The sequence below is a fragment of the Kribbella sp. NPDC006257 genome, from assembly GCF_040613535.1.
Classification (GTDB): domain Bacteria; phylum Actinomycetota; class Actinomycetes; order Propionibacteriales; family Kribbellaceae; genus Kribbella.
Genome location: NZ_JBEXSJ010000036.1, coordinates 1 through 12506 on the forward strand (window position 1 = coordinate 1; position 12506 = coordinate 12506).

General features: G+C 68.3%; 9 protein-coding genes. 4 read left to right on the forward strand and 5 right to left on the reverse strand.

The genetic code is table 11. From position 1 onward, the window contains the following. Positions 1–38: 38 nt before the first annotated feature. The gene (locus ABZ004_RS32285; RefSeq protein WP_355684918.1) at positions 39–536 is read right to left on the reverse strand and encodes a LacI family DNA-binding transcriptional regulator; all 498 of its coding nucleotides are present in this window, start codon (positions 534–536) and stop codon (positions 39–41) included. Positions 537–636: 100 nt separating this feature from the next. On the opposite strand from ABZ004_RS32285, the gene ABZ004_RS32290 reads away from it, so the two are divergent. Then, positions 637–3408, forward strand: coding sequence for a sugar-binding protein (locus tag ABZ004_RS32290; protein WP_355684920.1), 2772 nt, complete (start codon positions 637–639; stop codon positions 3406–3408). A gap of 13 nt (positions 3409–3421) precedes the next feature. Further along, entirely contained in the window at positions 3422–6010 is a 2589-nt protein-coding gene (locus tag ABZ004_RS32295) for a glycosyl hydrolase (RefSeq protein WP_355684922.1), read from the forward strand. Between the two features lie 56 nt (positions 6011–6066). On the opposite strand, the gene dprA is transcribed toward ABZ004_RS32295, so the two are convergent. From dprA to ABZ004_RS32315, 4 genes are all read right to left on the reverse strand, one after another. Then, positions 6067–7248, reverse strand: coding sequence for a DNA-processing protein DprA (gene dprA, locus ABZ004_RS32300; protein WP_355684924.1), 1182 nt, complete (start codon positions 7246–7248; stop codon positions 6067–6069). Next, a complete protein-coding gene (locus ABZ004_RS32305) occupies positions 7245–8822 on the reverse strand; it encodes a YifB family Mg chelatase-like AAA ATPase (RefSeq protein WP_355684926.1) in 1578 nt (525 codons plus the stop codon). The genes dprA and ABZ004_RS32305 overlap by 4 nt, the downstream gene beginning before the upstream one ends. Next, positions 8822–9178, reverse strand: coding sequence for a YraN family protein (locus ABZ004_RS32310; RefSeq protein WP_355684927.1), 357 nt, complete (start codon positions 9176–9178; stop codon positions 8822–8824). The genes ABZ004_RS32305 and ABZ004_RS32310 overlap by 1 nt, the downstream gene beginning before the upstream one ends. Before the next feature lie 114 nt (positions 9179–9292). Continuing rightward, positions 9293–10912, reverse strand: coding sequence for an amino acid permease (locus ABZ004_RS32315; protein WP_355684929.1), 1620 nt, complete (start codon positions 10910–10912; stop codon positions 9293–9295). 136 nt (positions 10913–11048) lie between these two features. Between ABZ004_RS32315 and ABZ004_RS32320 the strand changes: the two genes are divergently transcribed. Beyond that, on the forward strand, positions 11049–11993 hold the full coding sequence (locus ABZ004_RS32320; RefSeq protein ID WP_355684931.1) for a tyrosine recombinase XerC: 945 nt from the start codon (positions 11049–11051) through the stop codon (positions 11991–11993). 31 nt (positions 11994–12024) lie between these two features. Next, positions 12025–12504, forward strand: coding sequence for an Rrf2 family transcriptional regulator (locus ABZ004_RS32325; protein WP_355684933.1), 480 nt, complete (start codon positions 12025–12027; stop codon positions 12502–12504). Positions 12505–12506 lie beyond the last annotated feature (2 nt).

Sequence of the window (12506 nt, forward strand, 5' to 3'; positions counted from 1 at the left end):
CGATTCGGCCCCTCGAACCGCGTGCAGCGTCGCGGGCATCACGAAGACGTCGCGCGCTGTGCCGCCAACGACGGCAAAGCAATGCAGCGGAAGGCATTGATCACCGGGACCTCGAACCGGTCGGTCAGCGACGGGGTCGGGAACGACGTGCCCGTACCGATCACGATCACGCCGTCGATCCGGCGGGCGCGCAACTGCAAGACGCTCTCGGTGATGTCCTGCTCGTCCATCCGGGCGTCGTACAGCAGGACGGCCTGCTCTTTGGCGCCCAGCTCGGCGGCCACAGTGGCCAGCACGACCCGGCTGAACGGGTTCGAGGCGCGGTGGGTGAGGACACCGATGGTCTGGCTGCGGCCGCGGGCGAAGGAGCGGGCCAGCGCGTTGTGCCGGAAGCCGAGCCGGTCGGCGGTGACGCGCACGTGCTCGCGGGTCGCGGCCGAGATCCGGTCGGTGCCGTTGAGCGCCTTGGAGGCCGTCGACAGCGAGACCCCAGCCGCGTTCGCCACGTCGGACAGGGTGATCAGCTGGTCGGCCATCTGATCATCGTAGTCAGTCGCGAGCCATTGACAGCGGTTCGGAGCCGGTACCAAGGTGTGATTTGCGAAACCGCTTTCGCTCTCTTGGGAGGAGCACCACATGACCCGCCGTCGCTCTGGCGCAGTCAGTCTTCTCACGGCCGGTCTGCTGCTGGCCGCCGTACTCCAGCCACCCGCCCGCGCTGCTGTGACGGTCGCGCCCGCCCTTGCCGTCACGACCCCGACCGTCGGCAACGTCTTCGTCGCCGGTCAACAGGTGACGCTCGGCGTGAGTACCGACGCCGCGACCGTCGGCTGGACCGTTCGCGACGCCGCCGGCACCGAGGTGGCCGAGGGCTCCGCGCCGGCTGCGTCGCTGAACGGCCGGCTCACGCTGCCGATCAGTACGCCGGGCTGGTACCAGACCGACCTGACGGCGATCGGGCCCGACGGCTCGACCACGTCGGGTGGCACGGACTTCGCGGTCCTCAGCCCGCACGACTTCTCCAGCTCGACCGACACCCGGATCGGCGTCGCTTCAGCGCTGGCATTCGGCGGCGCCGCCAACCCCGGGCTCGAGGCGGTGCCGTTGATGGCGGTGGGCGGGATCTCGACGGCTCGCGACGAAGCGTTCTGGTCCGCGGCGGAGACGACGAAGGGTGTCATCCAGTTCCCGCAGAAGGTCAAGGACTACAAGGCCGCACTGGACGCCAACCACGTCGACTTCCTGAACATCCTCGACTACGGCAACACGCTGTACTACCCGGACGAGGCGCCCGCGACGGACGATCAGCGCGCTGCCTTCGCCCGGTACGCCGTCGCCGCCGTGGACGAGTTCGGCACCGAGCACACGACGTACGAACTGTGGAACGAGTGGAACCTGCGCGACCCGAACGGCGCTGCCAAAGCCAGCCCGGACAACTACGTCGCGCTGCTCAAGACGGTCAGTGCGGCGGTCCGGGCGAAGCATCCCGACGTGAAGCTGACCGGTCCGGCGCTGGCCGTCATCAACGACTGGCAGGCCTGGTTCACGCGGTTCGCCGACCTCGGCGGGCTGGACTACGTCGACGCGGTGACCATCCACCCGTACGTGCAGCCGCTCGACCCGGAGGCCTCCGTCACCTACCTCAACACCATCCGCAGCATTATGACGGCGCACGGCTCGACCAAGCCGATCTACATTACCGAGCAGGGCTGGGCGACCGGAACCAACCCGAGCGCGGTCTCCGAGCCGGCCCAGGCCCGCGACCTGGTCCGCGGCCAGCTGCTCTCGTACGGCGCCGGCGTGGCCCGCTACAGCTCGTACAACTTCATGGACTCCGGCAACGACCCCGCGAACGTCGAGCACCGGTTCGGCCTGGTGCGCAACCGGCTCGACCCGCGGGGAGCGCTCGTACCGAAGCCGTCCTATGTCGCCACGGCCGTCCTCGCGCGGCAGATCGACGAACTCCCGCTGATCGGCCAGACCCGCTTCGGCAGCGCCGGGTACGACGTCAGCTTCAACGCCGGTGGCGGACAAAGCGTGCACGCCGTCTGGTCCACCACCCCCGGAGTCGTGGCCGCGACCGCACCGGCGGGCTCGACGGTCCAGGTGACGAACCTGTACGGCGTGGAGACGACACTGACCGCGGATCCCAACGGGCATGTCTGGGTGACAGCTGGACCGGACCCGGTCTACCTGCGGGGAGCCATCACCGGACCGATGCTCCCATCGAGTCGTTTCGCGTTGTCGGTCGCTGCCGAGATCGCCGGCGATCCGGCCACCGGCACGCTGACCTTCACCAACCCGGACGCTGTATCGCACGCGTTCACCGTCAGCGCCGGCGGTGCCGGGACAACTGGCTCGGTCGCGGCGGGCGCTACCGCGACGGCCGCGGTCAGCTACCCGGCGCAGGACTCGACGGGATCGCGGACGTACTCCGCCAAGGTGACGATGGACGGTCGACCGGTAGCACTGATCACTGCGGCCGGCACAGCGACCGCACCGCTGTCGGTGACCGCTTCGCACGTGCTCAACGGCAGCGGCAAGGACCTACTCAGATTCCGGGTCACCAATGCGTCGTCTCGGCCCATCACGGTCGCGGGACTCGACTGGACCACCGGCCCTGCGTCCGGCACCCTGCTCGCCGGGTCCACGGTCCCGGCACACGGTACTGATCAGGCCGACGTCCCGCTGACCCTGACCGGGCCATCGACGTGGTCCGCGAGCCTTCGCCGGCAAGGGCTGGCGGACATCAAGGCGGCAGGCAATCTCACTGCGTTGGCTGCGCCGACCGTCGCCTACCGGCATCCGGTCACCCTGGACGGTGTCATCGACCCAGCCGTGGCCGCGCAGCCGGCGATAGCGCTGGAGGGCACCGGTACTCCGCCCGTGACGGGATGGACGGGACCGAGCGACCTGTCCGGATCACTGTGGCTGACGCACGACGACCAGTTCCTCTACCTGTCCGCCAAGGTCACCGACGACGTGTTCGCGCAACCGAACCGCAACGGCAACATCTGGGCCGGCGACAGCCTGCAACTCGGCATGACCGCGGGTGCGCCGGGCGAGGCGACGCAGGTCCAGGAGATCGGCGTCGCGCTGACCGATGCCGGCACCGTGGACACCTGGCGATGGACCCCGGTGAGCCAGACCGGTACGCCGCCCGGCGTACAGGCCAAGGTGGTTCGTGACGAGGCGGCGCACAGCACGACGTACGAGATCGCCGTCCCGTGGAGAACTCTCGGGTTCGCTCCGGACGACCGGTTGCTGTCGACGACAGTCGTGATCAACGAGAACGACGGGACCGGCCGGCGCGGCTGGCTGAGCTGGGGCAAGGGCGTCGCGGAGACCAAGAACCCGGCCGGCTTCAACGCGGTCCGGCTGGCTCCGGCCGCCCTTCCGGCGAGCTGACGGGGGAGTCGTCATGACACGTCGACGGTTCCGCCTTGCCGCGATCGTCCTGGTCGTCCTGCTCGGGTGCCTGGGCACAGCGCCGCCGGTCTTCGCCGCGCCGGCGCTGACGCTCTCGACGGTTGCCCTGGGCAATGTGTTCACCGACGGGCAGCAGGTTCAGGTGGGGCTCAGTACGAGTGCGGCCTCGGTGAGCTGGTCGGTGACCGACGTGAACGGCGCGACAGTGACCAGCGGAAGCCAGGCCGCCGCCAGTACGTTGCAGATCCCGGTCACCACTCGCGGTTGGTACCAACTGAGCGTGCAGGCCGCCGACAGCGGTGGCACAACGACAGCCCGGACGACCTTCGCGATCATCGGTCCACTGGGCGCGACCCCGCAGTCCGGGATCACGACCAGTGAGCTGGGCGATTTCCAGAGCTCGTCCGAAGGCTGGAGCTTCTATCCGGGCAGCGAATACCCGGGCGCCACCGGAAGCTTTGCCCAGGACACCTCCGACGGTCACAGCGGCGGCAAGTCCGGCCGGTTGTCCGGGGATTTCTCCGGTGGGGGCGCCTACGTCAGCGTCAAACGTGCCGTACCCGCGGTCGGCGCCACCACCTTGAGCTTCTGGGCCCGGACCACCGGGAACGTCTCCTGGATCAACGTCCGGCTGACCGATTCGACCGGACAGGTGCACCAGCAGCGGGTGAATCTCTCGAGCGCGACGGATTGGCAGTCGCTGGCGATCACCCGCTTGAACGGCGGCCGGCAGTACGTTCACTTCGGTGGCGCGAACGACGGTGTGTGGCACGGCCCCGCGAAGGGCGTCGAGCTGGTCCTCGATCGCAACGGAATCACCGGCGGCGGTACGACGGCCACCATCAGCATCGACGACCTGACGGCCGGAGCACCCGCGGCGCAGCCGAACACGGTGCTCGGCGACTACGAGAGTTCGGCTGAAGGCTGGAGCTTCTACCCGGGGAGCGAGTTTCCCGGCGCCACCGGGAGCTACACACTCGACCCGAGTACCGGACACACCGGGGTCCAGTCCGCCAAGCTGTCCGCCAACTTCTCGGGCGGTGGGAACTACGTGGCGCTGCAACGCGACCTGACCTCGCAGAACCTGTCGTCGCTGACCCTTTGGGTGCGTACCACTCAGGTGTCGTCGATCGGACTGCGCCTGACCGATGCCACCGGTCAGGTCCACCAACAACGCCTGCCGTTGTCCGGATCCTCGAACTGGCAGTCGCTGGCCGTCTCCCGGTTCGACGCCGGTACGTCGTACCTGCACTTCGGCGGAGCAGACGACGGGATCTGGCACGGTCCGGCCAAGGCCATCTCGCTCACGCTCGACAAGCCACAGATCATCGGCGGTGGGACAGCCGCGACCGTCAGCATCGACAGCGTGACGGCCTTGTACTCCGGCCCGCTGCTCGGTGCCGGCACGCACTTCGGCGCGAAGTGGAGCCCGGATCCGCTGCCGCTGGTCGCGCTGTCGGGCGCCCGCACGGTGCGCGACGAGGCCTACTGGGGGGACGCCGAGACGACGCGGGGGACGTTCGCCTTCCCGGCCAAGGTGACGAACTACCTGACCACGTTGCAGAACAACTCGATCGATCCGCTGCTCATCGCCGACTACGGCAACTGTCTGTACGACTGCCCGGACCAGGCGTTCAACGCGCCGTCCACCGATCCCGGGCGAGCAGCGTTCGCCAACTACGCCGACGCCCTGCTCACGAAGTACCCGCAGGTGAAGAACCTCGCGGTCTGGAACGAGTGGGACAACAACGCCGCCGGGCCGGCGAACAAGTCCCCGGACAGCTACCTCGCCCTGCTGAAGGCGACGTACGCCAGGGTGAAGGCCGGCCATCCGGCGGTCACTGTGGTCGGTGGAGGCGACACAGATGTCAACCAGGTGGCCTGGTTCCAGTCGTTCGCCGCTCTCGGAGGCCTGCGTTACCTGGATGCCGTGTCGATCCATCCGTACAACTACCTGCACGCGCCGGAGAGCCTCGGTACGTACATCGCGCAGCTACGGGCGATCATCCGCCAGTACAACGGCGGTGTCGACAAGCCGATCTGGATCACCGAGGCCGGCTGGCGGACGGCCACCAGCAGCGATTCGGTCGACGAAGGCACTCAGGCGATGTACGTGGCTCGTGCGGAACTGGTCACGCTTGGCCTCGGCATCCAGCGGCACTATCTGTACGACTTCATGAACGACGGATCCGATCCGGCGGGACTCGAGGACAACTTCGGTCTCATCCACCACAGCACCGACCCGCTCGGTCCGTACACCCCGAAGCCGTCGTACGTCGCCTACGCGACCGCCGCGCGCCAACTCGCGGGCGCAACCTTCCTCGGCAAGGAGAACCCAGGCAACGGATTGATCGACCAGGTCTTCTCGGCCGCGGACGGATCGCCGCTGCGCGCCGTCTGGGCAGCCACCGGCGCCAACACGACGGTGACGGTGAATGCCGGCGGCCCGATCCAGGTCACCAGTCTCTATGGCCTGTCCACCACGTTCACTCCGGACGCCGCCGGAAACATCACGGTCCCGGTCGGCGTCCGGCCCGTCTACGTCAAAGGCTCCACCATCAACTACCTCAGCACTCCCTGACATACCTGCGGTTCTGGCTCGGCGACCAGGTCAGCCGACGAGCGCGCTGCTAGCGATCAGGTCGTTCCCAGGGCGCGGCGGTGGGTGGGGGAGAGGCGCCAGCCGGTGGGGGTGTGTTCTATCAGGGTGGCTTCGGCGAGGGTTTCGAGGCATTGCTGGACGGTGGCGGTGTCCAGGCCTGCGGTGACTGCGATGCGGGCGGCGGGGGCGGGTCTGAGGACGGGGACGGCGTCCAGGGTGCGGCGGACTTCCAGGTCGAAGCCGTCGGTCGGTTCGGCAGGGGCGTGCGGGTACGGCGTCAGCTCGGTGCCGAGTGGGGCGATTGCTTCGAGGATGTCCGCGATGCTCGTCACCAGGACCGCGTTGCGCTCCCTCACCAGAAGATGCGCACCTTCTGACATCCGCGAGGTGATCGGTCCGGGCACCGCGAGCACGGCGCGTCCGCACTGCTCGGCCCAGCCGGCGCTGTTGAGCGCACCGCTTCGTACTGCGGCCTCGACGACCAGCGTCCCGAGCGTGCTCGCCGCGATCAGCCGGTTGCGTGCGAGGAACCGCAACCTGGTCGGCGAACAGCCAGGCGGCAACTCGCTCAGGATCAGCCCTTCGGCTGCGATCCGGTCGAACAACGCGGTGTTGCGCTTCGGGTAGCTGACGTCCACGCCGCAAGCGAGAACCGCGATCGTCAGCCCAGAGGCGGCCAGCGCTCCGCGATGAGCGGCGGCATCGACGCCGTACGCACCACCCGAAACCACGGTCACCTGGTTGTCGGCCAGCCCCGCGGACAACTCCGCGGCCGCATGCTCGCCGTACGACGAACACGCGCGTGATCCGACCACCGCGACGGACTTTTCCAAAGCCTGACGGAGATCGGCCTCACCCCGGACCCAGAGTCCGAACGGCACTCCACCCCGGCGGGCCTGCTGACCGGCATCAGCCAGTACTTCGATCTGCTCCGGCCACTCGGCGTCGCCAGGAATCACGAACCGTCCCCCGGCTAGCTGTGCACGCTCGAGATCCCGCTCCGGGTCCGTGTTCGCGAGCCGCATCGACCAGCGCTCTGTCCGCGGTGCTCCACTGCGCAGCAACTCCCAGATCTCGAGAACGGACATCCCGTCGAAGGCTTCCAGCGCTGCCGGATCACCCGGCTCCACCACCCGCGACAGCCCCACCCGCGCAATCCGTTCCAGGTCGCTGGAGGTTCGTTCGGTCGCGGTACTCATCGGGTTTGTCATGGTCATGATGCGTTTTCCCTGATGGGTTTGTGGTCGGCTAGAGGAGTGAGGGGTTCGCCGCTGCGCAGTTGGTAGGCCTGGTGGGTCAGCTCCGCGGTGGGGCGTGCCGTGCCTTCCAGGTCTGCGAGAGTCCAGGCGAGCCGGACCACGCGGTCGAAGCCGCGGGCGGTCAGGCGGCCTTCGGTGTAGAGGTCTTCGAGCATCCTCTGGCTTGCGGAGTCGAGCTGGAACTGCCGTCGCAACAGCGGTCCGGGGACCTGGCTGTTCAGAAGCCAGCCGGTGTCGCGGTAGCGGTGGGTCTGGCGGTCGCGGGCGGCCTTCACCCGTTCGGCGACGACGGCGGTGGACTCGGGTTGCACGCCGTCCTGGCTGCCGCGGGCGGCGGGCAGGATCTGGCGCTGGATGTCGATCCGGTCCTTGATCGGCCCACTGATCCGCTGCCGATAGCGATGAAGCACCTGCGGCGTACAGCTGCAGATCCCGTACGGCGTCCCCGCCTGGCCGCACGGGCAGGGATTCGCTGCGAGCACGAGCATGAAGCGAGCGGGAAACTTCGCCACGGCAGCAGCGCGGTGCACTTCGATGAACCCGGACTCCAGCGGTTGCCGCAGGGTGTCGAGTGTCAGCGGGTGCATCTCCGGCGCCTCGTCGATGAACAAGATGCCGCGGTGGGCGCAACTGATGGCTCCGGGACGAGGCATGCCCGAGCCGCCGCCGACCAGGCTCGACAGAGAAGCCGTGTGGTGCGGCGCGATGAAGGGCGGTCTCACCACAAGCTCGGCATCCCCAGTCAGTAGGCCCGCCAATGAGTGCACGGCCGACACCTCCAGCGAGTCGTCGGTACTCAGATCAGGCAGCAGTCCGGCTAGTCGTTCAGCGAGCATCGTCTTGCCTGAGCCCGGTGGTCCGTGCAGGTAGAGGTGATGACCACCGGCCGCGGCCGCCTCGATCGCACGCCGACCCTCGTGCTGGCCGAGCACATCGTCCAGATCCACCTCGGGGACTCGCGTGAGCGACTCGGAGAGCAGGCGCGGCTCGGCCCGCGGCGGGTCTTCGTCGGGGATCTCGGTCCCGCGGAGGATCGCGAGCACCTGGCGCAGCGAGCGGACGCCGTACACCGCGATTCCAGGAACCAGCCGGGCCTCGCCCGCGTTCAGTTCGGGGACGACGATGCGCTCGAAGCCGGAGCGGGAGGCGGCCAGTGTCATCGCGAGGGCGCCGCGCACTTCGCGGATCCGTCCGTCGAGCCCCAGCTCTCCGATCATCGCGGCATGGCGCAGCCGCGGACCTTCGACGACACCGGCGGCCGCGAGCAGCGCACAAGCGATCGCGACGTCGTAGTGAGATCCGGTCTTCGGCAAGGTCGCGGGGGACAGGCCGATCGTCACCTTGCGGTCCGGAAATCGCTCACCGGAGTTGACGACCGCGGCCCGGACCCGATCCCTTGCCTCTGACAACGAAGCGTCCGGCAGGCCGATCAGCGTCGTCTTCGGCAGGCCCTGCGCGATGTCGGCCTCGATCTCGACCAGATGACCTTCCAGGCCGACCAGGGCGACCGACCAGGCTTGGGCGAGCGGCATCAGGCCACGCCCCTGACGTGATCGACCGTGGGCTCCCCGTGGTGCGGGAGAAGAACGGCGACGATGTCGATCCGGACCTGCGGGGGCCGCAGGGCGTGCTGATTCAGCCAGCGGCCGGCCAGCCCGCGCAGCGTCGTCAGCTTGCGAAAGGTGATCGACTCCAGCGGTGAGCCGTAGTTGAGACCTCGCCGGGTCTTCACCTCGCAGACGACGAGCGTGTCGCCGTCCCGGGCGACGATGTCGATCTCGCCCAGCTCACATCGCCAGTTCCGCTCCAGAATGGCGAAACCGGCGTCTATCAGGTACTTCGCGGCGAGCTCCTCGCCGTACCGCCCGACTGCTTGTGTGGCTCGCATCGGTAACCACCTCCCGGCTAAGAACATGCCGGGATCGGCACCGATTTCGGACCCGAATTCGAGCCTGTGGACAAACCTGGGCGCCGGCACCGGAAGTGGCAACGGCGCCCGAGGTCAGTTGCGCATGTGCTTGCCGCGGTTCGACTTCGGCGGCGTACGGACCGCGCGCAGCTCGGAGGTGTCGGTGTCGGTCGGCCGGATCGGCTGCAGGCCACCGGTCCCCGGATCGGTGTCACCGATCTCGAAGTCCCAGCTCTCCTCGTTGGCCAGCCGGCTGTGCCAGCGGCCGTAGAGGCCGTAGACAGCGAGTCCGAAGACCATCCAGACGATGAACATCCACCAGGTGCTGGTCTTCAGGTTCAGCATCAGCCACAGCGTCGCGCCGAGCGAGAGCAGTGGGACGAACGGGACCATCGGCACCCGGAAGCCGCGCTCGAGGTTCGGCTCGGTGCGCCGGAGGCGCAGCACACCGACTGCACAGAAGGCGAAGCAGAACAGGGCACCGATGACGAGCAGTTCCTCGAGGTCGATGACCTTCGGATACAGCGTGAGCACCACTGCCGCGACGCCGGCCGCGGTGGCCGCACGGGCGGGGGAGGAGTAGACCCGGCTGACCCGGCCCAGGCTCTTCGGGAGCAGCCCGTCGCGACCCATGTTGAACAGAACACGGCTCTGCGCGATCAGCACCACCATGATCACGGTCATCAACGCGAGCAGCGCGCCCAGGTTGACCACGTCCGCGGCCCAGCCGACCCCGACCGCGTCCATCGCCTCGGAGACCGGTGCGGCGCCACCCAGCTGGCCGTAGGGCCGCAGACCGACCAGGACCACCGCCATCGCGACGTACAGGATGGTGACGGCGCCGACACCGAGCAGCATGCCCTGCGGAACCGTCTTGCGCGGGTTGCGGGCGTCCTCCGACGCGGTCGCGATCAGGTCGAAGCCGATGAAGGCGAACACGATCGAGCTGGCCGCGGTGAAGATGCCCATTACGCCGAACGAGCCGAACGACGAGTCCACGATCCAGCTGAGCAAGGTCGGACTGGCGGTCGCGGGCGCGGCCCGGCTGATCGGGATGAACGGGTGGTAGTTCGCCCAGTTGATGTGCGTCGCGCCGACGATGACGACCAGCAGGATCACCGCGACCTTGGCTGCGACGACCACGGTCAGCACCCGCGACGACAGCTTCGTGCCGGTGACGATCATCGCGGTCAGCAACAGCAACAGCAGCGGCGCGACCAGGTTCACCTTCGCGTCGGGGCCGAAGAACTGGGCCAGACCGTCGGGCAGGGTGACGCCGAAACCGTTCAGGGTCGCCAGGAAGTAGGCGGACCAGACGCGGGCCACGATGGCGGCCGCGGTGACGAGTTCGAGCACGAGCGCCCAGCCGACCAGCCAGGCCCACATCTCGCCGAACGTCACATAGCTGAAGGTGTAGGCACTACCGGAAACCGGGATCGTGGAGGACAGTTCGGCATAGCAGGCGGCCGCGAGCACGCAGACGAACGCCGCGATCAGGAACGACAAGATCACGGCAGGTCCGGCGACGCTCGCCGCTTGCTTGCCGCTCAGGCTGAAGATGCCGGACCCGATCATCACACCGAGGCCGAGCACGACGAGGTCGCGACGGCCGAACAGGCGTGGCAGACGGTGCCGCGCATCCTCGACTCTAGTGAACGCCGACTCGACCGGCAGGCGCCGGCCTACGGTCTGTCCGTTCGCTGAGGGGGCCATGGTCAGGGGTGCCTCCGTTGCTACTAGGGCAATCGGGCCGAACAGTAGTCGACCATCGGTCTACGGACCAGACCTCCTCTGTCTCGACCCAGCGCGGTGGCTTGCGATGCCGTGGACACTCCCGCATGGTCGAGGCATGAAGCCGGACGATGTCAGCGAAATCCCTTCTCTGTCAGAAGGTTTCACTGTGTTACTGGCCGACTACGAACGGCACTTGACGGCGGAAAGAGACCTCAGCAAACATTCGGTGCGAGCCTACCTCGGTGATATCGCGGACCTCCTGGACCATTTGACTCGGCTTGGTCACGATGCGGATCTGAACGGGCTGGACATCCGTGGGCTGCGCTCCTGGCTGGCCAAGCAGCAGAGCCTGGGCAAGGCGCGGAGCACGATGGCGCGCCGGGCGACCGCCGCCCGCGTCTTCACCGCCTGGGCGCAGCGGACCGGGCGGATCAAGACCGACCCCGGTGCGCTCCTGGCCAGTCCCAAGCCGCATCGACCGCTGCCCGGCGTACTGGGGCAGGCCGACACGCGCGCCGTACTGGATGCCGCCGCGGTCGCGGCCGATGACGGCAGCCCGGTCGGACTGCGCGATCTCGCCATCATGGAACTCCTGTACGCGACCGGGATCCGGGTCGGCGAGCTGTGCGCCCTCGACGTCGACGAGGTGGACTCCTCCCGCCGGGTGGTCCGCGTCTTCGGCAAGGGGCGGAAAGAGCGGTCGGTCCCGTACGGCGTACCGGCGGCAGCCGCGTTGGAGACCTGGTTGCAGACCGCTCGGCCAAAGCTGGTCCAGCCCGGGAGCGGGCCGGCCTTGTTCCTCGGTGCACGGGGTGGGCGGATCGATCAACGGACCGTACGCCGGGTCGTCCACGCCCGGATGGACGCGGTCGACGCACCTGATCTGTCGCCGCACGGACTGCGTCACACCGCGGCCACGCACCTGCTGGAAGGCGGTGCCGACCTGCGCAGCGTGCAGGAGTTGCTCGGGCACGCCTCGCTCGCGACGACCCAGGTCTACACGCATGTCTCGGGTGACAGACTGCGACGCGCGTACGAACAAGCCCATCCACGGGCGTGACGAAGGCCCCGGATAAGGCAGACTGCGGAGCATGCGGGTTTCGGCGAAGTCTGACTATGCGTTGCGAGCGCTGATCGAGATCACTCAGCACTGGATGGCGAACGACCCCACGGTCGTGTCCGCCGAGGAACTCAGTCGTGCGCAGGGCATTCCGCACGGCTTCCTGCAGGGCATCCTCGCCGACCTGCGCCGGGCCGGTGTGCTGTCGAGTCAGCGCGGGCAGTCCGGCGGGTGGAAGCTCGCCGTCGACCCGAACAACATCTCGGTCGCCGACGTGATGCGGGCGGTCGACGGACCGATCGTGAGCATCTCCGGGGTGCGGCCGGAGAGCGTCGACTACAACGAGCAGGCGGTTGTGTTGCAGCGGGTCTGGATCGCGGCCCGGGCGAGTCTGCGGGACGTACTGGAGCACACCACGCTCGTCGACCTTGCCAAAGGCAAGCTTCCGGCGGGGGTCGAGCGGCGCTCGCGCGACGAGGACGCTTGGCAGGCGCGAGTCCAGGGCAGCTGAGG

Excerpts from the sequence above, each read along its gene's own strand:
- ABZ004_RS32285 (WP_355684918.1), bottom strand. The coding sequence starts at position 536 with ATGGCCGACCAGCTGATCACCCTGTCCGACGTGGCGAACGCGGCTGGG.
- ABZ004_RS32290 (WP_355684920.1), top strand. The coding sequence starts at position 637 with ATGACCCGCCGTCGCTCTGGCGCAGTCAGTCTTCTCACGGCCGGTCTG.
- ABZ004_RS32295 (WP_355684922.1), top strand. The coding sequence starts at position 3,422 with ATGACACGTCGACGGTTCCGCCTTGCCGCGATCGTCCTGGTCGTCCTG.
- dprA (WP_355684924.1), bottom strand. The coding sequence starts at position 7,248 with ATGACCATGACAAACCCGATGAGTACCGCGACCGAACGAACCTCCAGC.
- ABZ004_RS32305 (WP_355684926.1), bottom strand. The coding sequence starts at position 8,822 with ATGCCGCTCGCCCAAGCCTGGTCGGTCGCCCTGGTCGGCCTGGAAGGT.
- ABZ004_RS32310 (WP_355684927.1), bottom strand. The coding sequence starts at position 9,178 with ATGCGAGCCACACAAGCAGTCGGGCGGTACGGCGAGGAGCTCGCCGCG.
- ABZ004_RS32315 (WP_355684929.1), bottom strand. The coding sequence starts at position 10,912 with ATGGCCCCCTCAGCGAACGGACAGACCGTAGGCCGGCGCCTGCCGGTC.
- ABZ004_RS32320 (WP_355684931.1), top strand. The coding sequence starts at position 11,049 with ATGAAGCCGGACGATGTCAGCGAAATCCCTTCTCTGTCAGAAGGTTTC.
- ABZ004_RS32325 (WP_355684933.1), top strand. The coding sequence starts at position 12,025 with ATGCGGGTTTCGGCGAAGTCTGACTATGCGTTGCGAGCGCTGATCGAG.